Below are 25,721 nucleotides of genomic sequence, written 5' to 3'. Positions count from 1 at the left end.
GTTTTTTATGAATCTGCTGATTTTCAGCAGACCGGGGATAAGGTTATATCAGGAACTCAGGAGATCCGAGACCGCATGGAATGCGCTTCGGTTTTATGGTCCTGTAGAAACTCCGGTCGGCATAATTGTTAAGGTCAGTTCACTATCTGCAGCGCTCTCCCTGGCTTCAGATTTGAAGTACTTTATCAGGAAATTTGGGTCTGATTATCTTTTTGAGATAGCTCCTGGTATGTATTGTACCCCGTCCGTTGCCAGATCACGGTATCTTGAAAGAGAACCTCACGCAGATCCCTGGCCCTGGAAGATCTGGTACCGGGTCAAAGGAGATGGTAACCTGGTAAAATATGATACCTTTCCAGAATTATGCACTCGTGATAGAGATCAGGCGTGTGACGAGGATGTTTTCGAAGTACTCTGTTCTGAAGAAGAGTGCACCGTCTGCCGGCTTTGTGCACCTGAAGCTGTCAGACCGGACAATCTTCAAAAAACAGAAGAGGGAGAAGAAGAGTAATCAGGCAAACATAACGCCTGCGGTCGTCAACCTGTGATCCCTCTCAAAGTCACATCTGAATTTATTTAGAGCAGTCAGGAAATCTTCCTGATCAACTTGCGGGTGTTCCTTCCTGATAGCAAACATGCCGGCTTCCATACAGATTGCATTCAGTTCTGCTCCGTTTCTCCCTTCAGTAAGCCGGGCTACCTCCATAAGATCAACATCCTCTGACAGGTTCATACACCGGGTATGGACTTTCAGAATGGAGTATCTGCCTTCGGTATCAGGGAGAGGAATTTCAATAATCCTGTCAAAACGTCCCGGACGCAGGAGAGCTGCATCAAGAATATCAATCCGGTTTGTTGCACCGATAATTTTCACATCACCACGTGGCTCAAAACCATCCATGGCTGCGAGGAGTTGCATAAGTGTACGCTGCACTTCACGGTCTCCAGAGGTCATGGCTTCTGTGCGTGATGCACCGATGGCATCAATCTCATCGATGAATACGATTGATGGTGCCTTCTCTTTCGCAAGGTCAAATAGTTCCCTGACAAGACGGGCTCCTTCACCAATATATTTCTGGACCAGTTCTGAACCGACAGTGTGCAGGAAGATTGCATGGGTCTCATGTGCAACGGCCTTTGCAAGAAGGGTTTTACCCGTACCAGGAGGGCCATAAAGCAGGACTCCTTTGGGTGGGTTAATACCTATCTTCTCAAACAGATCAGGTCTTGTCATCGGAAGTTCGACCGCTTCACGAATCTCCATAATCTGCTTTTCAAGGCCGCCTATGTCCTCATAGGTCTCAGTCGGAGCGTCAACCAGTTCCATACCATATACCTGTGAATCATATGTGCTTGGGAGCACTTCCACTATAGCCAGGGATTGCTGATTTAAGGTACATCTGACACCGGCTTTCAGGGTGGTCGGATTAACTGCCTGTGACACCCTGACGAGAAACCGGGGCCCCGCACTAGAACGCACAACAACGCGGCCGGAATCGATGATATCAGTTATGGTTCCGACAATGAGCGGGGGGGTTTTCAGGTGTTCAATCTCGCTTTTCAGCTTCCTGACCTCCCGTTCGTACCGGATCTTCTGGGTCTCAATATATCGCTTATCTGACTCCAGTTGCCGTATCTGCTCTTTCAATTCCTGGTTTTGCGATTCCATTCCTGCAACCCGGTCTACTAAATACCGGTATAACTCGTCAGGAGTTTTCATGTCATCCGGGTGGCGGGCTGCTTCTGCCATCTGATCAATCAGGTATATAGGGGTAAGTGACTATATGATGTTTGCGAAAATGCAGTGTGAAATGTGCGGCGCAGAAGCCAAAGGCCCTTTGAAAAGGATCAAGATCGAAGGGGCCGAGCTCTCGGTGTGTAATGGCTGTGCAAAATATGGCACTGAAGTCCAGGGAGCAGTTCCCCGGACATCTGCAGCACAGGCAGTACGAACATCCGCCTATTCCGGTTCCACAAGACCACAGGTCCAACGATCCAGGGATCTGTTTGACCGGATGGGAGGCGATCTTGTTGAAGATTATGCTGACCGGATTCGGGATGCACGGATGAAACTGGGAATGACCCAGAAAGATCTTGCCCTTGCCATGATGGAGCGTGAGCTCCTCGTAAAGAAACTTGAAAAAGGCGAACTGATACCGGAAGATGAGGTTCGAAAGAAGTTGGAAAAGATACTCAATATCAGTCTGCTGGACGAAGGTTCATCAGAACCGACTGATCTGCACCACGCCAGGATGACTACCACGATGGGGGATGTCATCCAGATCAAGAAGGCGAAGAAGTAATTTTCCTCATTTTTTGTGCGTGAAATGATAATGTAGGCATTGTACATCATCCATGCTATGCTATGGCATGGCACGATAGCGATAGGTTTATAAGTAACAACACTGACCCCTGATCATGACAAACTGTGTGGAGGGTGTGAAGTCTGTTGCGTTCTGCAGTTCTGCTTCTTCCAGCTTGTCTTTTGTACCGAACGACCGTTCTGACGAGTATCGTTTTTATTCGTTCTTTTTTAGCTTTTATCAGTTTTTTTGGTACTGAGTGATTACTCGTATCAAAAAGGAGTGATCTGTTATGAGAGGGAAAGATATCAGACTTGAAAGAATCATGAATCGCAACACCAGAAAGACAATTATTGTTCCCATGGATCATGGAGTAACCCTTGGACCCATTGAGGGCCTTGTGGATCTTCCTGATGCAGTAAATTCTGTTGCAGAGGGGGGGGCAAATGCAGTCCTAGGTCATGTGGGTCTGGCCCTGCATGGTCACCGGCAACGGGGCCATGATGTCGGCCTTATTCTGCATCTCTCGGCATCGACTGCTATCGGGCCGGATCCGAATGAAAAAGTGCTGGTCAATTCGGTAACAAATGCCCTGAAGATGGGTGCAGATGCAGTTTCGATGCATGTGAATATCGGTGCCGATTCTGAAGCACATATGCTGACCGATCTCGGGCATGTTGCCATTGAATGTATGGAATGGGGAGTTCCGCTCCTTGCCATGATGTACCCGCGTGGCCGGAAGATTGATGACGAACATGCCGTGGAGCATGTACGGCTTGCGGCCAGGGTGGCTGCAGAACTAGGAGCTGACCTTGTGAAGACCAATTACACCGGTGATCCTGATACTTTCCGTGAAGTTACCAGGGGCTGTCCGGTTCCGGTTGTAGTGGCAGGAGGATCAAAGACGGATGATCTTACCACTCTTGAACTTATCGAAGGTTCGATGGAAGGCGGGGCAGCCGGACTCTCTATCGGAAGAAATGCGTTCCAGCATGCAAATCCGGCATCATTTGTCCGTGCTTGTGCAAAAATTGTTCATGACGGTATGAGTGCAGCTGAAGTGCATGAGATGCTGAAAGGAGGCATGTTATGATTGGAAAACAGATCCGTATCGAACGGATAATGGATAGAAATACCGGAAAAGCGGTAATAATCCCCATGGATCATGGGATGACTCTGGGACAGATTGACGGTCTTTTAAATATGACCGAGACTGTTGCCGAAGTATCTGACGGTGGAGCAAATGCCATCATCCTGCATAAAGGCCTTGTACGTCCGGGTCATCGGAGAAAAGGACGGGATATAGGGCTTATTATTCATCTTTCTGCCGGTACAAGCATGAATCCTGACCCGAATGACAAAGTCCTCATCTGCAGTGTTGAAGAAGCGGTATCACTTGGAGCAGATGCGGTATCCATTCACATAAATCTTGGTGCACCACAGGAATCAAAGATGATTGAATCTGCCGGCATGGTTGTCCGTGACTGTAACCGTTGGGGGATTCCTCTCCTCGCAATGATCTACCCGCGTGGGAAGGGTATTGATCCAAATGATCCACGACATGTCGGTCATGCGGTTCGTGTGGCTGAAGAACTGGGTGCTGATCTGGTAAAAACGAACTACACCGGTGATCCGGAATCATTTGCAAAGATTGTGAAGGCATCGTCCATCCCGGTACTGATTGCAGGTGGAGAGAAAGGAGAGGACCTGGACTGTTACAAGACCATCTACGATGCTGTCCACTTTGCAAAATGTGCCGGGGTCTGCATGGGAAGAAATGCTTTCCAGCGTGACAATGTTGCAAAATTTGTGTCCAATATATCGCAGGTCGTACATCAGGGAGTCCGTCCTGAGGCTATTTGAGGGAATATGAAACAGGTATTTGTAGACCTTCGTCCGTGGGATAAGGAACTTGCAATAGCCGCCCTTGAATCAGGAGCTGCAGGAGTAATTGCAGATTCAGCAGGTCCGGTCAGAGAACTGGGCCGTATTCTGGTCATCGCTCCTGATGGGGATCTAATTCCGGGGCAGGATATTCATGAGATTACTATTGGGAATACAGAGGACCAGGCTCGTGCAATGGAAGCTGCCAGGACCTGCCGCATTATCGTGCACACTCCTGACTGGACGATAATTCCTCTTGAAAACCTGGTGGCATGCGGGGACAATGTAATAGCCGTCGTTTCAGATATAAAAGAGGCTGAGCAGGCTCTGACTGTACTTGAAAAAGGAGTCTCGGGTGTCCTCGTGAAAACGGATGATCCGGACCTTGTCAGATCCATATGTCGGATGGTTCAGTCAGGAATATCCGGACAACAACTCCACCGTCTGACCGTAACCACTGTAAAACCTGCCGGAATGGGTGAGAGGGTCTGTGTCGATACCTGTTCTCTTATGGTTGACGGCGAAGGGATGCTTGTTGGAAATACATCATCCGGATTTTTTCTCGTTCATGCAGAGACGCTTGTAAATCCCTATGTAGCGCCCAGGCCGTTCAGGGTGAATGCAGGTGGCGTTCATGCATATCTGCAGGTTCCGGAAGGAAAGACTGCATATCTGGCTGACCTGAAGGCAGGTGACCGGGTGATGATAGTTCATGGAAACGGATCCTGCCGGGAAGCGACTGTTGGCAGGGTGAAAATTGAACGGCGTCCGCTCTTTCTTGTTGAAGCAGAGAGCGAGTGTCAGAAGGTATCAATTATCCTGCAGAATGCAGAGACCATCAGGCTTGTTCGCCCGGATAATTCGGCAGTATCTGTAACCTCACTCAAACCCGGTGATGTTGTCCTGGGCCGTGTAGAAAGTGGCGGTCGTCATTTTGGTATGGCAATTGATGAGACCATCATTGAGAAATAACATGAAGATTGGCATCATTGGCGGGACCGGGGGCATGGGAAATCTGTTTTCACAGGTTTTTCGCAACGCCGGTCACGAAGTACTCATAGCCGGACGGAATACTCCCCTAAAGAAAGAGGATATTGCCCGCCTGGCTGATGTCATAGTAATTTCTGTTCCGATCAGAGACACGGTCTCTGTCATTTATGAGATAGCCCCCCTCCTTGGTGAACATCAGATCCTGGCAGATCTGACTTCATTAAAGATTGATCCGGTCAATGCTATGATGTGTTCGAAAGCCAGGGTTATCGGACTTCATCCGATGTTTGGCCCGACTGTCGGGACCATCCAGGGACAGACGATAGTTGCTACCCCCGCCCGATGTCATGAGAATGATTTGAGTTTTTTTCAGAAGATTTTTGAAAGCCAGGGTGCCCGGGTTACGATAACGACAGCTGAAGAGCATGACAGGATGATGGCAGTGATTCAGGGGCTGACTCATTTTAAGGCAATATTGCTAGCCGGGACCATGAGGAGGCTTGGGATATCCCCGGCAGATACTGAATCATATATGAGTCCGGTGTACCGGATCGAAACCGGAATCGCAGGAAGATTACTTGCTCAAAATCCAGACCTTTACGCTGATATCCTCTGTATGAATCCTCAGGTTCCTTCAGTTCTGGATACCTGTAAGCAGGCGTTTGATGAGATGTTATGTATAATTCAAGAAGGAGATCGGAATGCATTTACCGGAGAATTTCTTGCATCCCGCGAATGGTACGGATCATTCTGCGACCAGGCACAAAAGGAGACTGACCTCCTTATTCAGGCGATGGTGAGCAGGTGACTCTCATAACTCTTGGTCCAGCAGGGACTTTTTCGCATGATCTTGCATGTATGATAGATACGGAGATCATTCTCGTCCCGACAATCGGCCGGGTTTTTACTCAGGTACTTCAGACCGGCATCCCGGGTCTTGTTCCTCTTGAGAACAGTGAAGCCGGTGGAGTTACAGCAACCATGGACGGCCTCATGCAGCATCCGGTTTACATCTCTGAAGAACGGTACATGCCGATTCATCATACTCTGGCATCACATACAACTCTCGATAAAATTTCAGTTATCTTCGCTCATCCGCAAAGTCATGAGCAATGCAGCAAATTTATTGATGATCTGGGCATTCCGGTCATTCATACCGAGAGTAATGCTGCAAGTGCCCTTGCCCAGAAAGAACGACCAGGATCTGGTGCCATTCTTTCACAGACTCTGGCTGATAGTTCAGGTATCCCGGTACTTGCCAGTAATATTGAGAATAATCCCGATAATATCACCCGGTTCATTGTGATTCGGAGAGAGCCCTACAGCAATGAACATCCAGAAAAATGCAGTATAATAGTTGATCCAGGAGAAAACCGCGCCGGTCTTTTATATGATCTTCTCAGTCCATTCAAGGAGACCGGAGTAAATTTGACCAGGATTGAATCACGGCCTTCAAAGAGATGTATGGGAAATTATGTCTTCTTTATTGACCTGCAATGCGAAGGTGAATGGAAAGAGGCAATTGATCGTATCAGGAAAATCACCAGGGTAAAACATCTGGGTTGTTATCATCTGACCGGAGAGAATCCATGCAGATGAACATAGGACGATGCGGACCGGTCTGTTTCAGCTGTTCAGCACCTCCTTCGAAAAGTTATACTCATCGGGCACTTATCATTGCGGCACTTGCAGATGGTCAGTCTGAGATCATCGGACAACTGGATGCCGATGACACACGAATGACTGCGCGTGCTCTTATGCAGCTTGGAGTACGGCTTGACTGGTCCAGAGAGAATATCCGCGTTCAGGGTACGGGAGGGCATCTAAAGGCCCCTGTTGAGGAGATTAACATTCAGGATTCAGGAACCTCGATGCGGCTCTTAACCGGAGTCTCTCTTCTTGCTGATGGCCCTGTCGTTCTGACCGGCAGTGGGCGAATGCAGGAACGACCCTTAGGCCCTCTTATTGATACCCTGAATAATGCCGGTGCAAAAATTACCTGTCTTAAGAATCCGGGATGTCCGCCGGTGAGGATAGATGGGACATTTCCTGCTGGAGATATGTATGTGGACGGGAGTATCTCAAGTCAGTTTATTTCATCTCTTCTGATTGCAGCTCCCTATGCAGACAATGATGTTCATATTCACCTGACCGGCGATCCGGTTTCGCTCCCCTATATTATGATGACTATTGACAGCATGCGTGCTTTTGGCGCTGAAGTTTTAGTCGATGGAGATGACAAAGAACCGGTTTTCACGATCTCTTCGCAGAGGAGGTACAAACCACAGACCTATGGTATTGAAGGAGACTTCTCATCATCATCGTACTGGTTTGCCCTTGCAGCGATCTGCGGGGGATCTGCTACCATATCAGGACTGAATCCACAATCTGCCCAGGGAGATCGGAGACTACTTGAGATCCTTGTCAATATGGGATGTTCCATAACCGAAAAACGGGAGTCGATCATCCTTTCCCGTGATCCAGATGTTCTCCTCAAAGGAATAAAGGTTGATATGGCTGATTGTCCGGATATCGTACAGACCGTCTGCATGGTTGCCGCGGTATCCTCCTCACCAACCCGGATAACCGGGGTCCACCATCTCAGGATGAAGGAGAGTGATAGGATTGCGGCGATTGCGAATGGACTGACTACTCTCGGGGGAAGAGTTGAGACAGAAGAGGATGTTATTGTCATCCATCCTGCTCCGTTGCATGGAGGAATCATCCATCCGGAGAATGATCACCGGACTGCAATGAGTTTTGCAGTACTTGGATGTTTTATCGGGGATGTTACAATCCTTGATGCTGAATGTGTGACAAAATCTTATCCAGGTTTTTGGGAGGAATTACGACGGATATGGCAAAACGCCGTATTGTGCTGATCGGTTATCGGGGGACCGGTAAAAGCAGTATTGGAAAGGCGCTTTCCCGAATGACCGGTCAGGGATACCTCGATACAGATCAACTCATTGAGGATGTGACGGGAAAGAAGATTTCTCAGATATTCGAATCAGAAGGAGAAGCCGGATTTCGTGAGATTGAGCAACATGTCATTGCACGAATACCATCTGATGCAGGGATAATCAGTACCGGGGGTGGAGCAGTTATTCGGCCTGTCAATGTCCGGATGCTGAGAATGAATAGTCTTGTAATCCTTCTGAATACAAGTCCTGAAGTGATTTTTAATAGGATTCATAAATCTGACCGTCCTTCCCTTACCGGACTTTCTCCCAGGGAAGAGATAGAACAGGTCCTGAAAGAACGAATGCCGATATACCGGAGTGTAGCTGACATTGTGATAGATACCACCATCACCACACCAGAGGAGGCAGCAAAACAAATTCTGAATCTGATTGAAAATGGAATTTGTGTTCCGGATAAACGGAAAGAGCTCTTTGCCTCTGTCATGAAGACTGCAATCCCATCAGGAGAAAAGATTCATCTTAAAAAGATATCCGGGGATTATGATATTTTCCTCTATGGAATTTTGGGATATCCATGTATGCATAGTAAAAGCCCGGGGATATACAATCATTTATTTGCAGATTATGGGATGCCAGCTCATTACACCTGGTTTGAACACAAGGATCCCGGTCGTTTCCTCTCACTTTTGCCAGGGACCGGAGTTCGGGGACTATCGGTGACCATCCCTCACAAAGAGACAGTCATTCCCTACCTGGATGAGATCAAGCATGATGCTGAATCCATTGGTGCGGTAAACACCATTCTCATTCAGGATGATAAAAAGTATGGATTTAATACCGACTGGAAAGGTATCTACCGGCCTCTTGAAGGGACTCATGGAGACACAGCAGTAATTCTCGGAGCGGGTGGGGCAGCAGCTGCGGCAGTATATGCTGTTTCTATGCGGGGATTTACACCGGTGATCCTAAACCGGACACCTGAACGTGCTGAGCATCTTGCAAGAAAGAGTGGTGCAGAGATTGGAACCCTTGCTGATATTGGAAAATATCATCCGGATCTTCTTATCAATGCAACGCCTATCGGAATGGGATCAGACCCGCATACCCCGATCCCTCCATCCGCCCTGGAACCTGGGATGAAGGTATTTGATCTGGTCTATACTCCCCGCGATACTCCCCTTCTTCAGGCCGCCCTGGCTTCAGGTTGCTCTGTAATCCCTGGAACCGAGATGTTTATTCATCAGCTCGCTGAACAGTTCCGGATTCTTACCGGGATTGAAACTCCGATCTCGCGACTTCGGGAAATACTGGCATGAATACCTTTGGTCGGAATTTTCGGGTTACCACATTTGGTGAGAGTCATGGAGCAGCAATTGGTGTGGTTATTGATGGATGTCCTCCCGGCTTTGCAATTTCTGAAAACGAAATTCAGTATTATCTTGATAAAAGAAAACCAGGACAGAGTGATTTCGTAACTCCACGAAAAGAAGCAGATGCAGTGCAGATCCTCTCCGGAGTGTTTCAAGGATATACTCTTGGCACTCCCATCTGCCTTCTTATTCAGAACACTTCAATGAAATCTGCAGATTATGATGAATTACAAGAGATATTTCGTCCAGGTCATGCAGATCGGGGGTATTTTGAAAAGTATGGAATACGGGATCATCGTGGCGGAGGGCGGAGCTCAGGCAGGGAGACTGCTGCACGGGTAGCAGCGGGTGCTATAGCCAGACGGTATCTTGAGAAAGAAGGCATCATTATCTCCGGTTCCCTGACTTCTGTTCATGGTGAAGAAGTTCCTGAAAGAATGGAACAGGTTATCCGTGACGCGAGGGATCAGGGAGAGTCTGTTGGTGGCGTGGTCAGTCTTGTGGTATCAGGATGTCCGCCTGGTCTTGGTGACCCGGTATTTGGAAAACTCGATGCTCTCATCGCCTATGCGATGATGGGTATCGGCGGCGTTAAAGCAGTGGAGATCGGATCAGGTGTAATGGCTGCATCAATGACTGGTTCGGAACACAATGATCAGATAACTTCCGAGGGATATCTTTCAAATAATGCTGGAGGTATTTTAGGGGGGATCTCATCAGGACAGGATATCCTCGTACGACTCAGTATCAAACCGACCCCGTCTATCAGGACTCTTCAGCAGACGGTGGATACGAATGGCATGGAACGGAAGATTTCAGTTAAAGGAAGGCATGATCCCTGTATTGCGGTTAGGATTGTGCCGGTGGCTGAAGCGATGATGGCACTGGTTCTCATGGATGCCCTTCTGGAGCAGAGAAAGATCATCCCAGATTGCAGACAGGAGCCATGATTATCATCTATGACTATTCACCTTCCCCTTCTTCTTGCACCGGCCGGATCACCTGAAGCTCTCATCGCTGCCTGTGCTGCCGGTGCTGATGCGGTCTATCTTGGTGGTCGTGAGTTTGGGGCACGTCAGTTCGCGTCAAACTTCTCTGATGATGAACTGAAAGATGCGGTTAGATATGCTCACCTTCGCGGTATTGAGGTATATGTGACCGTAAATACTCTGATAACGGAACAGGAGATGGAAAGAGCACTTTCGTACCTTCTGTTCCTGTTTTCTATCGGGGTAGATGCTGTCCTTATTCAGGATATCGGACTTCTTTCCTATGCACGACAGTTCATCCCTGATCTCATTCTGCATGCATCCACGCAGATGGGTGTCCATAATATTCCTGGTGCCCGGTATGCTGCAAAAAACGGGTGCAGAAGAGTCGTGCTGGCACGCGAATTGACCGGAGAAGAGATAGAAGAAATTTCAGAGGCTTTGAGCGAATATACGGTTGATCTGGAAGAGTTTGCACATGGGGCTCTCTGTTATGCATACTCAGGCCGGTGCCTGTTATCCTCACTTGTCGGAGGGAGAAGCGGGAACCGGGGGATGTGTGCTCAGCCCTGCCGGAAACAATACCGGATGATGGAAGGACCACTTGACCAGTATGGCAGGGTTAATGCTGCCCGTGAGATTGGAAAATCCGGATACCTGCTTTCAACGAAAGATCTCTCACTCTATCCGTTTCTTGATAAAATTGTCAAATTGCCAATTGCTGCTCTCAAAATTGAAGGCAGAATGAGATCTCCTGCCTATGTTGCAACTGTCACCTCAATCTATCGAAAGGCTCTCGATGCAATCAGGACCGAATCATTCCATCCAGATCCTGAAGATATTGCAGATCTCTCGATTGCCTTTTCCCGTGGATTTACATCCGGATATATCAATGGGTCAGATTATTCACAGGTTATGGGCCGTGATTATCCTGGTAACCAGGGATATTATCTGGGTTCTGTCATCTCATCAGATAACCGAAAAATCAGGGTAAAACCAGTATCGGATATTACTCTCCGGCAGGGTGATGGACTTGTCTTCAGAAATGAGCATTTTATGGAGGGCCTTGTCCTCAGGGATGATCCGGTTTTTCGAGATGGCTTCATAGAATTGAAGGCTCCCTTTGTCCCGAAGGCCGGTGTCTGTTGCTATATAACGGGAAGAAGGGAACTGGAGCGAAAAATTTCAGCCCTTCTTGCCCAGCCGGATGAACGGTATGCTGGGTCGCTCACGATATCATGTTCTCTTCTGTTCTCTCCTGAAGGGATCATTTTTGGAAATGGAGTTGTATATGACAGACGTGAACATGCATATCAGTTTGAATTCATAGGTCCTGATATCGTTGAACCTGCAAAGACACGATCTCTGACACCGGATCAAATCCGGAAACAACTTATGAAGACCGGAGGGACGGTTTTTACCTTCGATGATATTAAGATCTCCGGTGAAGAAGGATGGTTTGCTCCTGTTCGTGTACTAAATAGACTCCGGCGTGAGATCCTAGAGGCCGCTGAAGACATAATTATTCAATCCCACCTTCCAAAACCAGAAATCGTTTATAATATCCGGAACGTGATTGGTGACCATGTATCTTCTGATAATAATGGTAATCAGAAACCGGCAATAGAGAGATCTAACCTGATAGTTCTTGTCTCATCCATACCTGATGCAAATACTGCTTTGAATCATGGTGCTGACCGGGTATATCTGGATTGGCAGGATTTCCCTGATAAAATGTGTGGATTATCAGATCATGCTCGTAAGATCGGCATTGTAGTCCCCGGAGTGATTCGCCAGAAAGATCTGGCTCTCTTCCTTACTCATCTGAAAAAATTTGCTTCTTTTGGTATCCGTCATTTTCTCGTCGATTCAGTTGGTATTGGTGAATATATCCTGGAATGTAACCCCGATTGTTCGGTTTCCTCTTACTATGGTCTGCCGGTGACAAATACCGCATCGATAACATCATGTGACCGGTATGAGTTCTGCACCCTGTCTCCTGAATTGTCAGAACAAGAGATCTCTGATATCTGTCAGGTATACAGGAAAAAAACCGGCCCTTCCATAGCTCTATGTTGTCAGGGTCTCATTGAAGCCGCGGTTACAGAAGATCATATATGTGCATATGCTCACAAACAAAAAGGAACCGGGCTCGTTCTTCAGGATGAAAAGGAGTATTCATTCCCGGTATGGTGCGAACAATCAGGAAGAAGTCATATCATGAATTCATCTGAGCACAGCCTGATTAGTGAATATCCGGTACTGTATCAGATGGGAATTAGGTGGTTTATTATTGACGCCCGCGGCCGGGGTGTTACCTATTCAGGTGAAATGACACGGTTATGGAGGAGACGGATGATGCCTGATATTTCAGAAGAAGAGGTGCATCAGTTGAGAGATACCATTATCAGTATGAGCTGGGGAGGAATAACCCGATCAGGGTACAGAAGGGGTCTTTGTAGTGTTAAACCATAACCAATAAGACTCCTTTATCGTGTATCATACGTGAACAATTGTTAACTGATAAGTATTCCAACGACGAATGAATGCCATATGAAACAACAGTCATTGAAAACACCACTCGTCCTCGTTAATCTGAAGTGTTATACCGAATCAATCGGAAACGGAGCTCATCGGATTGCCAGGGCCGCCCGTGAAATAATGGATGAATCTGGGGTTACCATTGCACTGGCACCATTATATACAGATATTCATCCCATAAATCATCATTATGATATTCCGGTTTTTGCCCAGCATGTAGACCCGGTTGATCCTGGTGCCCATACCGGCCGAATGCCTCTGGCTGCGATCAAATCTGCAGGAGCAATCGGATCACTGGTAAATCACTCAGAATACCGGCTGAATGTTGCAGACATTGAAAAGAATGTCAGTGCCCTGAAAGGTGCCGGGCTTCTCTCATGTGTCTGCTCGAATAATGTGGCAACCACTGCTGCTCTTGCTGCCCTGAATCCGAATTATGTGGCAATTGAACCACCAGAACTTATTGGTGGAAAAATATCTGTATCTGAAGCAAATCCGGATATTATTACTGACTCTGTAGATGTTGTCAGAAAAATCAGTCCTGCAGTAAAAGTTCTTACCGGTGCCGGAATCCACTCAGGAAAATGTGTAAAGACAGCAGTTGACCTGGGAACGGATGGAGTCCTGCTGGCATCCAGTGTGGTTAAGGCAGAAGATCCTGCAGCAGTTCTTCGCGACCTTGTTTCACTTCTCTGATTATTCTGAGTAATGGGGATCGAGAGTGATAAGAACCTCAGCTTCCCCTCCGTTTTCCGGGACCAGCAGTCCTACCATACAGTACAGATCTTCAGAGGTTCTGGTAACCGAGCGTGATGTCAGGAAAGAAATGCCATTTCCAGTCGATATCACTTCACGAACTGCATCTGATACTTCCATCTCACGGAGAATCCGGTTTTTACTGAGGGATGTTCCAATTATCTCACTTTTTCGTGCATCCAGTAATTCCAAGGCACGGGGATTAATATCTTTGATAACTCCATCTCCTGAAACCACAAGTATTCCGATGTGGATGGCACGGATGATATTTTCATATCTCTTCTCCGATATTCGAAGACCCTGCTCAATTTTACAATAATTGGTAATATCCCTGCCTAACGTAACAGTTCCTATCTGGTTTCCTTCGGTATTGACAAATGGGACCGTGATAATATCCAGTTCAGTGACCTCTGATCCGGTTTTGAGAGATATTCTCCCATTTATATTATGATGGCTCACATTTTTGCACTCTGACATTCCATGATGAATAAGTCCACAGGGATAATCCTCCTCTCTTTTGCCTACCGGATCACTGGTATTTTCTGCACAGAGCAGATGAGAACCTGCCTGGTTTACAAAGAGGAATGATCCATCAATATCTTTTGCCCATAAAATGTCCGGGACCGTATCACAAAGCCGTCTCATCAGGGCATACATGGATGCATATTCTTCCTTGGCTGCAATAAGCGATCGTCGCATCTGATCCTGCTGGATAGCAGAACCTATCATGGCTGATGCGGCGAGCAGAGCATCAATCTCCACACCAGTCCATGTCCGCTCACTCATGTAATCAGCAAACCAAAAGATACCCCAGACTTTCTGATCAACAAAAACCGGAAATACGGCGATGGATTTTGCACTTATTCCACCCTTAAGAGGATCATACATCTGGATCTCTGATGCATTGAGGATGAGGGTCTCACCCCTTACAAGACGGGATAAAAGTCCCTTTTCCACCGGGATATTATTGGTTTTTATGTATTGCTCCCGTTCATCTGTCTGAATCGTAATCCTTGTCCATGAAGCTATATTTTTTATGGAGTGATGTGTATCTGTGTCTTCTGAATCTGAATTCAGTCTGAACAGTCTGACGGTATCCACTTCGGTTGCCAGACCAAAAAGGGTAATTGCCTCCTGCAGGGCCCGATCAAATGCTTCACCACCAAGAAACAGATTCGCGACCAGGCTGACGGCTTCCAAAATACCATCTCTTCTTTTAAGTGCTATGCGCGTATTACGCTGTTGAATGGCATACTCCACTTTATGCTTGAGTTCGGCAAACAGTGCTTTTGGTTCGCCGCCTTTTTGGATGTAAAAATCTGCTCCGGTATTTATAGCATCAATGATGACTGTCTCACGCCCTCTTCCTGAAAAAAGGATGAACGGAATGTCCTGGTCAATATTTCGAACCTCTTTTAAAAAATCGAGCCCGTTCATTATTGGCATTTCATAGTCTGAAATGATGCAAGAATATGAACCCGACCTGATAAGATCCAATGCTTCTTCAGCTGAAGAGGCCACATCGACTTTGAGTCGTCCACCTTTTTCAAGGCTCAACTTGGTTAAATCACATATGACGGGCTCGTCATCAACATGGAGTACACGGACTTCAGAATTCACTCACTAACCTGCCCCTATTTTTTGTGCATACCCTTTTTTAATGGTTTCTTGTATCCGGTTACAATAATCTGGATTTTATTAAATGATTTTCAGGGCTGATACCTTCAAATGTCTCCAGAGATAAACTCAATGATCAATAGAGGTTTATAGGAGATAATTATGCGTTTTTGTCTGACATATATGTCCATCATATATCTGTCAATTTTTCTCATGTGTATTTATCCCTGTATAGGGGAGGATGTCGGTATATCGGGGAATCATACCAGTAATGACACCGAATTTCTGTTTATGATGAACCAGTACTGGATTCCTGATTTATATGAGATCAAAGGACGGGTTGATGGCTCTGTCACCTATGACATCCCTGATGTGCTGAATCTCTCTGTAGAATATGCAAATATTCGCCTGAAGAAGAATTTGAATGAAACGTACTCGTATAATGTGTCACAGGATTTGTCTTATTTGAGGCAGGCATATAACCGGACAGTCCAGTCAGAACTGACCAGTCTGAACCGGATTCCTGGATTAAACAGATCAGATCCTCAGTACCCTGCACAGATCTCCGGGATTACTGCCCGCCTTTCATTGTATGGTGCATGGCTTGAATATCAGGTAATGCAGCGGTATTCGGTGCAGAACAGAACCTTTCCAGCACTTGCAACCGTTCCGGCAGACGAATTTTTTGCAATAATGAGCAATATGACCTGAAATTTCAGGTCCTTTTGTGTAATTTGGAGCCGGAACACATACTCATATAATATATCAGGTATCACCAGAAGATATGCGGATACGGAATATTATTCTCCCGGAAGATCAATATTTTCTGGAAATTTTTCGTGAAATATCTGAAAAGATAGTTCAAGCCTCATCGCATCTGACCGAACTGATATCTGATATGAATCAACACAGGGGCATTACCTGCCAGAAGATACATCAGCTTGAGCATGAATCTGACGAACTGTTAAGAAAAATTTTTGCAAGATTGGAGGAGTCACTTATCACTCCTCTTGAACCAGATGAAATTCACCGTCTTGCAAAAGCTCTTGATGATGTCATTGATATCATCGACTGGGTTGCACATCAGATATGCAATTATCAGTTGATCGGGACCTACCCCCATTTGAATACCTTTGCCGAATTTATATCTATATCAGTCGCAGAAATTCGGGAAGGTGTTGGACTGCTCGGGTCCTGGAATGAGATTCATGAGATAAAAAACTCCTGTCAGAATATCAATCATGTATATAACCGGTCCAGTGATCTCCTCTCTTCTGCTGTAACTGAACTATTCTCTATGCAGGATCCGATACTTCTTATAAAACTCAAGGATATCTATGAAAATCTCGAAGAGGTTTTGCAGGAATGTAATGATGTGGGACATGTCCTCAATGAGATTATCATTCGTCATACGTAAGCCATGGAATTTATCATCATCTTTGGGATTTTCCTGGCACTATTATTTAATTTTGTCAATGGTCTGAATGATGCCGGGAATTCGATTGCCACGATAGTAGCCACACGGGCAGTGAGACCACTATATGCCCTCATTCTGGCGGCAGTCTGCAATATTGCAGGACCATTTTTATTGACGACTGCTATTGCAAAGACCATTGGAACCGGTGTTGTACAAGCGGGTGCCCTGACTCCTGTAACTTTGGTAATTGCACTTTTTTGCGGGGTCCTGCTCCTTAGTATTTTAACGGCGAAAGGATTTCCGATATCAGCAAGTCATGCCCTTATCGGATGTATGGTTGGATCATCAATCGCAGCATTTGGCCTTTCCACGGTAATATGGCCGTCTCTTCTGATGCTCCAGTCTGTTGCCATGTCTGGTTTTGTGGGAGCACTCTGCGGAGGAGTTTGTCTTTCTATCATCTTCTGGATACTCAAAGGACCAGTAAAGCTGGGAGTTGTAGCAGGAGCTGTCGGGGGGTTTTCCCTTATGATTGTTTCTCTTATGGGCGTTGGTGCTCTCGAAGTAAGCGGCCTTCTGGCGATTTTTATTTTTATCGTGATATCCCCGACTATCGGTTTTCTTGGAGGGTTTTTTCTCGATATCCTGGTCTCTTATATCTTCAGATTTTCCCGGCAAAGTACAAGAAATAAAATTTTCTTCCCCCTTCAGGTCGTCGCCGGTGGAATTCAGGCGATAGGACATGGGGCCAACGATGGCCTGCATGCAGTGGGTATTATCGCCGCCCTTTTTATTGCCGGAGGTCTGGCTGAAGATTTCTCGGCTCCATTCTGGGTGATGGCAGCATCAGCCCTTGCCATCGGCGCCGGGACGGTCTTCGGAGGGTGGAATGTCATTACCAGGATGGCAAAAGGGATAACCCGGATTCGGCCATACCAGGGATTTTGTGCATCTACTGCAGGAGGGCTTGTCATATCTGCCCTGACAATATCCGGTATTCCTACCTCCTCCACTCATATCATCAGTGGCTCTATCGTCGGGGTCGGTGCTACCAGGGGAAAAAATGCTGTTGACTGGAATGTTGTGAGAGATATTGTAACGACATGGATAGTTACGTTCCCGCTTGCGGTTACGACATCTGCGGCATGTTATATTGGGTATTCATTTTTTCTGCAGGCAGGTCTTATCATCCTTGATATGGTATGGTGACAGACCGGTGTCTTTTTACGTATGTAAGGGGTATTTGTTCAGATTACTGTGGGGATTAAGGAATGGCTGATTCCACAGGACAAAGTATTTTTTGACCTTTTTGAGCAAATGGCCGGTATTGTAGTTCAGGCGGCCGACAAACTGGAGCAGATGGTTACAAAAAAGACTGAGCCTGAATCAACCTATAAAGAGATTAAAGAACTGGAACACAGGGGCGATTTAATCACCCATGAAATATACGAACATTTAAATCGCACATTTATCACTCCGCTTGATCCGCTGGAGATATCAAGACTCGCATCAGCACTTGATGATGTTTTGGACTACATTGATGATTCGGCTGAGAAACTTTTCATTTATGGAATAAAGGACTATGACAAGACGATGCAGAACTTTGCCCAGCTTATCAGGTTGTCAACAGTCCAGCTGCAATGCGGGGTGAAGGGAATTCGTTCTTTCAGGAACAGTAATCCACTGGAAAGTTGTGGCATAGAAATTAACAGGCTTGAGAACATGGCAGATGATCTGTTATCTCATGCAATCCAGCGGCTGTTTGCCTTGGAAGATCCCATGACGACGATAAAATTAAAGGATATTTACGAGTGTCTGGAGACTGCTACTGACAAATGTGAAGATGTTGCGAACGTCCTTTCGGATATCAGTATCAGGCATTCGTGATCAGTATGGAAAGCATCCTCATCATTGGCATTGCTATCGCTCTCCTTTTTAATTTTTTAAATGGTCTTCATGATGCGGCAAATTCCATTTCTACCATTGTTGCAACCCGTGTCCTGACACCCCTGCAGGCAGTTTGTCTGGCAGCATTTTTTAACCTTATTGGCCCGTTGTTCTTTACCACGGCTATTGCAAAGACGATTGGGAAAGGGATTGTGGCACCTGAATGGCTTACGCTTGAGGTTATTATCGTTGGTATTCTCGTCGCATCTTTCTGGATTTATGCGACTGCATATATCGGGATTCCGATATCATCCACCCATGCGATGGTTGGGGGTCTGATTGGAACTGCGGTTGCCTATGGGGGGATGAGTGTTGTCATCCTTCCTTCATTGCCGTTGATCGGAGGGGTGATTCTTTTCGGGCTTATCGGGGCACTTATCGGTGCAGTCTTTCTGGCAGGGATTGCCAAGCGAAAACATGAGCCCGATCTTAATCATTATCTGAAGATAGGAGGATTTTTTGGATTTGTGTTCTCAATTCCCCTTTGTATTATGTTCCATATTCTTCCTATCAGCGGCCTATTAGGAATCATTCTCTTCATTGTCATCTCACCATCACTGGGATTTGCAGGAGCGTTCATCTTCGGATGTCTGGTTATCAGGTTATGCCGGAATGCAGACCAGCAGGTAATGAATAAAATATTTAATAAACTGCAGATCGTATCGGCTTCGTTTTACAGTATCGGTCATGGGAGTAATGATGCACAGCATGCAATGGGTATAATTACTGCTATGCTGGTTACAGCAGGGGTATTGAATGACTTCCATGTCCCTCTCTGGGTAATCCTCATGTCTAGTGCGGCAATATCACTGGGAACCCTGACCGGAGGATGGAAGATCGTCAGGACAATGGCGAAGCGGATTACTCACCTGCGTCCGTATCAGGGCTTTTGTGCTGAAGCAGGCGGCGGTTTTGTTCTTTTATTTGTAACACTTTTTGGTGTTCCGGTATCCAGCACTCATGCAATCAGTGGATGTATCATGGGGGTTGGTGCAACGCAGGGAAGTTCAGCAGTTCAGTGGTCTATTGTGAGGCAGATTGTCACGGCATGGATCATTACGATTCCGCTGACCGCAACGTGTGCTTATTGTGTATTCATGGTAATTCAGCAGATCTGGTAACCTCTCCTTTTTCCAAATCGCGGGTAGCAAAGAGATATTGTTGGGCATATCCGGCATAAGGACCAAAGTACTCCCTGCAGAATCCGCCAATAGTATCATAGGGGAGTTTTCCACTCTTATCGGTGTGGATAAGACTGGCGTATTTATCTTCAATTATCTTCCGTATCCGGATGTCCACCGGGACTGCATTGAGATGTTCAAATGCAAAGAGTAAAACGCAGTCTGCAACTTTTGGTCCGACTCCGGGTAAATTCATCAACGTGTCTTTTGCCTGATGGTATTCCATTTTTCTGACCTGATGAAAGAAGTCAGGATGCTCATGAATATACTGAGCGGTTTTTATCAGGTAGGGAGCCCGGTATCCTGTCAGGCATTCCCGAAGTTCTGGTTCCTGGCATTGAGAGAGTACTGCTGGATCCGGGAACGTGTTCTCGAATAGTGTGCATGAGGTGCCATATCGCCCAAGAATGAGGTTGATTCGTTTCCCGATAGTGCTGACATTCGAGTTTGCCGAACAGATGAAACTCACCAGGCATTCCCAGGGATGTTGCCTGAGTATCCGGAGTCCCCGTGACTGGCTGTACCTGGTTTCAAAAAATCGATCTGGTGAACCTTTGTATGCGATGATATGTTCTCTTATGGATTCGATAATATCAGAGATGGGATCAGATAACCCTAAAAACCGGATGACATCCTGCTGTGATAATCCATCATATTCGATGAGAATGCCCTTCTGTCTGATTGTTACAATACTCCCATTATGTACCCCTTTCCATGTATCCCTTGTTTTCTTCCATCCAAATATCTGCCCGCATGAGAGTGAGAGATCGAGATCGAAAGGAAGTTGTGACTCTGTGAGTGAAAAGGATTTCACAAAAGAGCATATGTCTGCCTGATGTAAAGAGAATATCTCATGACGACAAAGTGAAATATAGTTACACAGAAATGCTTTTAATTGGAAAAGCAGGTAAGGACGTTATGACCAGATTATCACTATTCGGTGTACTCTGCATTTTTTTATTTGTATGCAGTTTTTTAGTATCAGGGGAAGAATCTGTTACAGGTGAACAGACACCTGTTCTATCAGGGCCAGGTGATCAGGAAGTATCCGACTATCTAAATGGGTCTATAAACCTGGTTGCGGGTTGGAATTTTGTATCTGTCCCCCGACGTCTGGCAAATGATGCAAATACAGCCTCTATTTTTAACGGTCTTGACTCTGCCGGTCACAGTATCTGGACCTATAATCAGAAGGATGGAGGATGGAATGATCTGACGGCTGATGATAAAATTCTCCCGCTTGAGGGATACTGGGTTTACTCCACCACTCCATTTCGCGTTCACCTTCGTTTTTCAGATGACCCCCTCCAGGTCCCCCCGGTAAAGGATATGACTGCCGGATGGAACATGTTTGGATTTACTGGAAATACTCCGGCATCAGCCCGTGATTCATTGCTTTCTATCAGGAATACCTGGACTGAGGTTATCGGGTGGGACCCTGCTATCCAGCAGTTTGAGGTAACCATCGTCAATGGTGGATCAAATGAGCAGGCTGATTCAAGGATGTTGGAGCCCACCCGTTCATACTGGGTATATGTGACAGAATCCTGCAGCCTTGCAAGCATTGGAGCATAAAAGGAAATCCTATGGTTCAGATAGAGAAGGTTTTTGGAAGAGAGATCATTGATTCACGTGGTAATCCCGCTGTTGAAGTAGATATAACTCTGGTCGGCGGGTATTTTGGACGGGCAGCATGCCCCTCCGGAGCATCGACCGGAACACATGAAGCAATAGAAAAGCGTGATGGTGATTTTCGTTTTTTTGGTAAAGGTGTTAAAAAAGCGGTAGAGGCTATCAATACCGATATTCGCAAATCCCTGTTGGGAATGGACAGTACTGATCAGCCTGCTGTAGACAACCAGTTGATTTCATTGGATGGAACGGATAACAAAGGCCATCTTGGAGCAAATGCGATCCTCCCGGTTTCCATGGCAGTAGCTCGTGCAGCTTCCCAGGCATTACAGGTTCCATTATATGAACACCTTGCAGACCGGACATATCTTCTCCCGGTTCCGTATATGAATATTTTAAATGGAGGTGCCCATGCAAACTGGCAGGGAGCGGATTTCCAGGAGTATATGATAGCTCCGGTCGGAGCTCCTGATTTTCCTGAAGCTGTCAGATGGGGATGTGAGGTCTATCACACTTTAAAAGCAATCCTGAAAAAACGAGGTCTCTCAACTGGTGTCGGGGATGAGGGGGGTTTTGCTCCCAAAGTCTCATCAAACCGGGCTCCTCTGGATTTTATAACCGAAGCAATTGAGATGGCCGGATATAAACCCGGGAAAGATATCTCACTTGCACTTGATCCTGCATCGAGTGAGTTTTATTCAGATGGTGTATATGAATTGAAGAGTGAAGGGAAGAAACTCTCATCCGAAGAAATGACAGGATATTATGAGGATATGGTCGCAGTATATCCGATCATCTCCATTGAAGACGGGCTCTCTGAAGATGACTGGAATGGGTGGATTGCGATGACAAAAGCCATCGGAAAGAAGGTCCAGCTGGTCGGAGATGATATTTTTGTGACGAATACGAAACGCATTTCACGAGGTATTTCAGAAAAGGCAGCAAATGCAGTCCTCATCAAACTGAACCAGATAGGGACAGTCACTGAGACAATATCTGCCGTTACTATGGCGCGAAATGCCGGGTGGAGTTCAATGATATCACATCGGAGTGGTGAGACTGTGGATTCCTTTATTGCGGATCTTACGGTAAGTCTCGGCACCGGCCAGATTAAAACCGGGGCACCCTGCAGGGGAGAACGGGTAGAAAAATATAACCAGCTTATGAGAATTCATGAAGAACTCGGCTCCCGTGCAACTTACGCAGGAAAGAAAAGGGAGATCAGGCACCTATAGAAACTTGGTTATTTCTCTCCACCGTTTGATTTTTTCCTCTAGATGTACTGCATGAGCAGGGCTGGATGATGGCAGATAGATAGTTTGTAAAGATATATCCGGAAAAAATTTTCTGAAGCCTTTTTCAGCTGCCCGGCCATTTAAAAAAATGATCCTGATATCCTGATGATTCAGGATGAGAGTTTTCAATTCGTTTGGAACCGGGTCCTTGATATGGGCATCTGCACTTTTCTCTCTTGAACATGCTGCATACACGTCCCATAATCCTATTCCATGATTTAATAGAAGTGAGATACGGGTAGTATATGTCTGATTATGCGGGATATTGAGAATTATTTCCATGATCTTCCAGAACATGTTCCGGGGATGAGCATAATATTCCCCGGCTTTTATGGATAAGACTGAGGGGTAACTTCCAAGGATCAGAACTCTGCAATCAGAAGAAAGCAGAGGAGATAGTCCGCATTTGTGCATGGGATTTATTAAAAAATTATGAACAGGTCAGAAGCCCCTGGATCTGTATGGTCTGCAGACCCGATTTGAATGCAGCTGCCACCGTTGCATTATCCTGCAGTCTCATTGATGTATCATGAAGTGGATTATTATCATTCTTCCAGGCAGCATTGAGCCAGATAAGACCCTTGATATCAGGCCAGGTCTGTCCGGAAAGTGATGAGAGAACATTTGATACAAACGTAGCAGGATCCTCAAATCTGCTCTGCACATCTGTCCCGGTGATAAGCAGGATGGGTTTTTGGATTCCCCCTGCCTGCAGGGTGGACAAAGTACTATAAATGGCATCGCTGAATTTTTTTGTTCCGGTCTCAAAGGGTTTTTTGGTTCCAAACAGCGATACTGCCACTAGGTCACAATATTCATCTCCTGGATAATACCCGGTCATATTATTCCATTCATCTGCTGGCTGACTCTCTGCATTTACATGATAAATCCAGATAAGATTTGAGGCACCCTCTTCTCGCATAATACGAATAATATGGCGGTATGCATCTTTGAATAAATCCTGACCCTTCTGGTTACCATTCCAGTATCCGTTCCAGGGATAGTTCCACTGGTTTATTTCAGTACCATATTCAATGAGGATCGGTGAACCAAAAGATCTGGCTTCCCTGGCCCAGGATATGAGTTCTCCATCAAATTTACCCAATGCAATGTTGCTAAGAGTATAGAACGGTTCTTTCTGATATGGTGTATCAGAGCTTCGCATCATGAACCTGATATAGGGAACCATTCCTTCATTGCGCAGGGTTTTTGCATTTTCTGCAGGAAATTTCCGGTCATTCATCCATTCATCTGAAAACACTCCAATTGCTATAGGTCTTCCGATTTTTTCCCTGAACGCCTGAATCTCATCCAGAAGGATATGTTCTTCTCCGGATGGAGTTTTTTCTGGAGCAAATACCCCAAGCGCAAGGCCCCCCTCCTCTCCCAGGCAAAAACCTGGGGGCAGAGCTGACGCAAATGAACAGAACAAAGTAAGGATTATTATCAGTCCGAGTCCTCGATTCATAATTACTCCCCCCTTCATAGCCACAAACCTATTGGAGGTATATATATTTGTATGGTAAAAGTCTGTCTCAACGTGATCAGGTGGTGGAAGAGGTATTCAGATCACATTTATAATTCGTGTAGCTCACCTCCTGAGATATATGCATCTGACCGGTTGGATCGAGCTGGATGGAATACCGTTATCTCATGAAGAAATTATTCAAAAATTATCCGAGGATCCTCAAATTGTCACACACTTTGGCGGAGAATTCTATCTAGAATATGATTCATGTGTTGCACGGGATCATTTTGGCATTATTCAGGGTCCATGTCCGGCCGGGACAATCATCTGCAATGGTTCTGTTACTGGTTCGGTAAAGCCGTCCTGCCCGTGTCTTCCCCTTGCTGATGCAATCAGGACTGCCATTGAACTGAGATCAGATTCCGGTATTACTGCTCTATCCGGTGGTGTGGATTCAGCTCTGGTAGCAGCAATCGCAAAACGTCCCTGTCTAGTGGTAGGCATGGAAGGATGCCATGATATCAGGCAGGCTACTGCAGTTGCACAAGTTCTGGATCTTCCCTTACACGTAAGGACTATAACACCGGAGGATGTCGCAGCAGCTCTACCGGTTGTTATCTCCCTCATTGATGATCCAAACCCGGTTGATGTGGCCATTGGAACAACTCTGTTTTTTGTTGCAGAAACAGCCCAAAGTCTTGGGTATGAGCGAATTCTGACTGGTCAGGGAGCAGATGAGGTCTTTGGAGGATATTCCAGGTACCTGGAGACTCCGGAACATCTCCTGGAAGAGGTCTTTGCCCGTGACTTTGCTTCTCTTCCCCGTCAGGGATGCCGGGATCAGAGTATTGCAGGATCCATGGGTGCCTACCTGTCAATGCCATATCTTGATATCAGGGTTGTATGCGCTGCACAGGCAATACCCCCTCGTGATCGGGTTACGGGTGGGGTCCGAAAAAAACCACTTCGGGAAGTTGCCAGACTGTATCTGCCTGAATCATTCGCATATTATGATAAAAAGGCAATGCAGTACGGGACCGGGATCTGGAAAGAGATAAAACGGATTGCCCGGCAGAATGGTTATCACAGTTCTGTTTCAGATTTCATTACACATTTAAGGAGGACGTAAACGTACAATGGTTACCGCTGAAGACGTCAGAAAAATAGCAAAACTCGCTGATGTCGGCATTGATGATTCCGAAATAAATGAATTTACGAACCAGTGTTCAGGTATTCTTGAATATTTTGCCGTTCTTGATACCCTGGATCAGAATCAGCCGCTTATCCGTGAACGATATAATATTCTTCGTGACGATGAAGTTCTTCCCTCCTTGTCTCAGGAGGAAGCCCTGCAGAATGCAGGCCAGACAGAAAAAGGGTACTTTAAAGCACCACGGGTGATGTGAC

Annotated in this window: 26 protein-coding genes; 21 read left to right on the top strand and 5 right to left on the bottom strand. The window is 46.2% G+C overall.

The annotated features are described in order from the left end of the window. Positions 1-7: 7 nt before the first annotated feature. Complete coding sequence (locus MHUN_RS17265) at positions 8-511, top strand: hypothetical protein (RefSeq protein WP_011448068.1); 504 nt, start codon at positions 8-10, stop codon at positions 509-511. Here MHUN_RS17265 and MHUN_RS05425 read toward each other — a convergent pair whose 3' ends face one another. Beyond that, positions 512-1,750 (bottom strand): proteasome-activating nucleotidase, encoded by a 1,239-nt coding sequence (locus MHUN_RS05425; RefSeq protein WP_011448067.1) that lies wholly within the window; start codon positions 1,748-1,750, stop codon positions 512-514. It lies immediately after the preceding gene. Positions 1,751-1,784: 34 nt separating this feature from the next. Here MHUN_RS05425 and MHUN_RS05420 point away from each other — a divergent pair, with 34 nt between their 5' ends. The 11 genes from MHUN_RS05420 (at position 1,785) to tpiA (ending at position 13,697) form a co-directional block, all read left to right on the top strand. Then, entirely contained in the window at positions 1,785-2,303 is a 519-nt protein-coding gene (locus tag MHUN_RS05420) for a multiprotein bridging factor aMBF1 (protein WP_011448066.1), read from the top strand. Positions 2,304-2,595: 292 nt separating this feature from the next. Beyond that, complete coding sequence (locus tag MHUN_RS05415) at positions 2,596-3,396, top strand: 2-amino-3,7-dideoxy-D-threo-hept-6-ulosonate synthase (RefSeq protein WP_011448065.1); 801 nt, start codon at positions 2,596-2,598, stop codon at positions 3,394-3,396. Further along, positions 3,393-4,166: a 2-amino-3,7-dideoxy-D-threo-hept-6-ulosonate synthase gene (locus tag MHUN_RS05410; RefSeq protein ID WP_011448064.1), complete on the top strand. Its 774-nt coding sequence runs from the start codon at positions 3,393-3,395 to the stop codon at positions 4,164-4,166. The genes MHUN_RS05415 and MHUN_RS05410 overlap by 4 nt, the downstream gene beginning before the upstream one ends. Before the next feature lie 6 nt (positions 4,167-4,172). Beyond that, positions 4,173-5,159: a 3-dehydroquinate synthase II gene (locus MHUN_RS05405; protein ID WP_011448063.1), complete on the top strand. Its 987-nt coding sequence runs from the start codon at positions 4,173-4,175 to the stop codon at positions 5,157-5,159. 1 nt (position 5,160) lies between these two features. Continuing rightward, complete coding sequence (locus tag MHUN_RS05400) at positions 5,161-5,985, top strand: prephenate dehydrogenase/arogenate dehydrogenase family protein (RefSeq protein ID WP_011448062.1); 825 nt, start codon at positions 5,161-5,163, stop codon at positions 5,983-5,985. After that, entirely contained in the window at positions 5,982-6,776 is a 795-nt protein-coding gene (locus MHUN_RS05395) for a prephenate dehydratase (RefSeq protein ID WP_011448061.1), read from the top strand. Before MHUN_RS05400 ends, MHUN_RS05395 begins: the two co-directional genes overlap by 4 nt. Beyond that, positions 6,767-8,059, top strand: coding sequence for a 3-phosphoshikimate 1-carboxyvinyltransferase (aroA, locus tag MHUN_RS05390; protein WP_011448060.1), 1,293 nt, complete (start codon positions 6,767-6,769; stop codon positions 8,057-8,059). The genes MHUN_RS05395 and aroA overlap by 10 nt, the downstream gene beginning before the upstream one ends. Then, positions 8,035-9,417, top strand: coding sequence for a shikimate dehydrogenase (gene aroE / locus MHUN_RS18165; RefSeq protein WP_048067309.1), 1,383 nt, complete (start codon positions 8,035-8,037; stop codon positions 9,415-9,417). The genes aroA and aroE overlap by 25 nt, the downstream gene beginning before the upstream one ends. Beyond that, positions 9,414-10,421 carry a chorismate synthase gene (locus tag MHUN_RS05380; protein WP_011448058.1) on the top strand — a complete coding sequence of 336 codons (1,008 nt, stop codon included), beginning with the start codon at positions 9,414-9,416 and terminating at the stop codon, positions 10,419-10,421. Before aroE ends, MHUN_RS05380 begins: the two co-directional genes overlap by 4 nt. 9 nt (positions 10,422-10,430) lie before the next feature. Then, positions 10,431-12,935, top strand: a complete 2,505-nt coding sequence (locus tag MHUN_RS05375; protein ID WP_011448057.1) for a U32 family peptidase — start codon at positions 10,431-10,433, stop codon at positions 12,933-12,935. A gap of 78 nt (positions 12,936-13,013) precedes the next feature. Continuing rightward, positions 13,014-13,697 (top strand): triose-phosphate isomerase, encoded by a 684-nt coding sequence (gene tpiA, locus MHUN_RS05370; RefSeq protein WP_011448056.1) that lies wholly within the window; start codon positions 13,014-13,016, stop codon positions 13,695-13,697. Here tpiA and MHUN_RS17255 read toward each other — a convergent pair whose 3' ends face one another. Further along, the gene (locus MHUN_RS17255; protein WP_011448055.1) at positions 13,698-15,377 is read right to left on the bottom strand and encodes a response regulator; all 1,680 of its coding nucleotides are present in this window, start codon (positions 15,375-15,377) and stop codon (positions 13,698-13,700) included. Between the two features lie 180 nt (positions 15,378-15,557). Here MHUN_RS17255 and MHUN_RS05360 point away from each other — a divergent pair, with 180 nt between their 5' ends. The 5 genes from MHUN_RS05360 (at position 15,558) to MHUN_RS05340 (ending at position 19,859) form a co-directional block, all read left to right on the top strand. Then, the gene (locus MHUN_RS05360; protein WP_143709369.1) at positions 15,558-16,085 is read left to right on the top strand and encodes a hypothetical protein; all 528 of its coding nucleotides are present in this window, start codon (positions 15,558-15,560) and stop codon (positions 16,083-16,085) included. A gap of 73 nt (positions 16,086-16,158) precedes the next feature. Further along, entirely contained in the window at positions 16,159-16,791 is a 633-nt protein-coding gene (locus MHUN_RS05355) for a DUF47 domain-containing protein (protein WP_011448053.1), read from the top strand. Between the two features lie 3 nt (positions 16,792-16,794). Continuing rightward, complete coding sequence (locus MHUN_RS05350; RefSeq protein WP_011448052.1) at positions 16,795-18,000, top strand: inorganic phosphate transporter; 1,206 nt, start codon at positions 16,795-16,797, stop codon at positions 17,998-18,000. Positions 18,001-18,048: 48 nt separating this feature from the next. Next, positions 18,049-18,678: a DUF47 domain-containing protein gene (locus MHUN_RS05345; protein ID WP_011448051.1), complete on the top strand. Its 630-nt coding sequence runs from the start codon at positions 18,049-18,051 to the stop codon at positions 18,676-18,678. Positions 18,679-18,683: 5 nt separating this feature from the next. Further along, positions 18,684-19,859, top strand: coding sequence for an inorganic phosphate transporter (locus tag MHUN_RS05340; protein WP_011448050.1), 1,176 nt, complete (start codon positions 18,684-18,686; stop codon positions 19,857-19,859). Here the strand turns inward: MHUN_RS05340 and MHUN_RS05335 are convergent. Then, complete coding sequence (locus MHUN_RS05335) at positions 19,834-20,733, bottom strand: DNA glycosylase (RefSeq protein WP_011448049.1); 900 nt, start codon at positions 20,731-20,733, stop codon at positions 19,834-19,836. The genes MHUN_RS05340 and MHUN_RS05335 overlap by 26 nt on opposite strands. Before the next feature lie 104 nt (positions 20,734-20,837). Between MHUN_RS05335 and MHUN_RS05330 the strand changes: the two genes are divergently transcribed. Further along, complete coding sequence (locus tag MHUN_RS05330) at positions 20,838-21,494, top strand: hypothetical protein (RefSeq protein ID WP_011448048.1); 657 nt, start codon at positions 20,838-20,840, stop codon at positions 21,492-21,494. An 11-nt stretch (positions 21,495-21,505) separates the two neighbouring features. Continuing rightward, the gene (gene eno, locus MHUN_RS05325; RefSeq protein ID WP_011448047.1) at positions 21,506-22,786 is read left to right on the top strand and encodes a phosphopyruvate hydratase; all 1,281 of its coding nucleotides are present in this window, start codon (positions 21,506-21,508) and stop codon (positions 22,784-22,786) included. Here eno and MHUN_RS05320 read toward each other — a convergent pair. Next, complete coding sequence (locus MHUN_RS05320) at positions 22,781-23,260, bottom strand: DNA-deoxyinosine glycosylase (protein WP_011448046.1); 480 nt, start codon at positions 23,258-23,260, stop codon at positions 22,781-22,783. The two genes, eno and MHUN_RS05320, sit on opposite strands and share 6 nt — an antisense overlap. Positions 23,261-23,276: 16 nt before the next feature. Further along, positions 23,277-24,314, bottom strand: coding sequence for a glycoside hydrolase family 26 protein (locus MHUN_RS17250; RefSeq protein WP_011448045.1), 1,038 nt, complete (start codon positions 24,312-24,314; stop codon positions 23,277-23,279). Positions 24,315-24,453: 139 nt separating this feature from the next. On the opposite strand from MHUN_RS17250, the gene MHUN_RS05310 reads away from it, so the two are divergent. Together MHUN_RS05310 and gatC are read left to right on the top strand one after the other, a co-directional pair. Further along, positions 24,454-25,443, top strand: a complete 990-nt coding sequence (locus tag MHUN_RS05310) for an asparagine synthase C-terminal domain-containing protein (RefSeq protein ID WP_011448044.1) — start codon at positions 24,454-24,456, stop codon at positions 25,441-25,443. Positions 25,444-25,450: 7 nt separating this feature from the next. Beyond that, positions 25,451-25,720, top strand: coding sequence for an Asp-tRNA(Asn)/Glu-tRNA(Gln) amidotransferase subunit GatC (gene gatC, locus MHUN_RS05305; protein ID WP_011448043.1), 270 nt, complete (start codon positions 25,451-25,453; stop codon positions 25,718-25,720). Position 25,721 lies beyond the last annotated feature (1 nt).

The organism is Methanospirillum hungatei JF-1 (assembly GCF_000013445.1).
GTDB classification, from domain to species: Archaea; Halobacteriota; Methanomicrobia; order Methanomicrobiales; family Methanospirillaceae; genus Methanospirillum; species Methanospirillum hungatei.
Note: the sequence above shows the minus strand (reverse complement) of the source record. Positions and strands in the feature narration are given on the sequence as shown.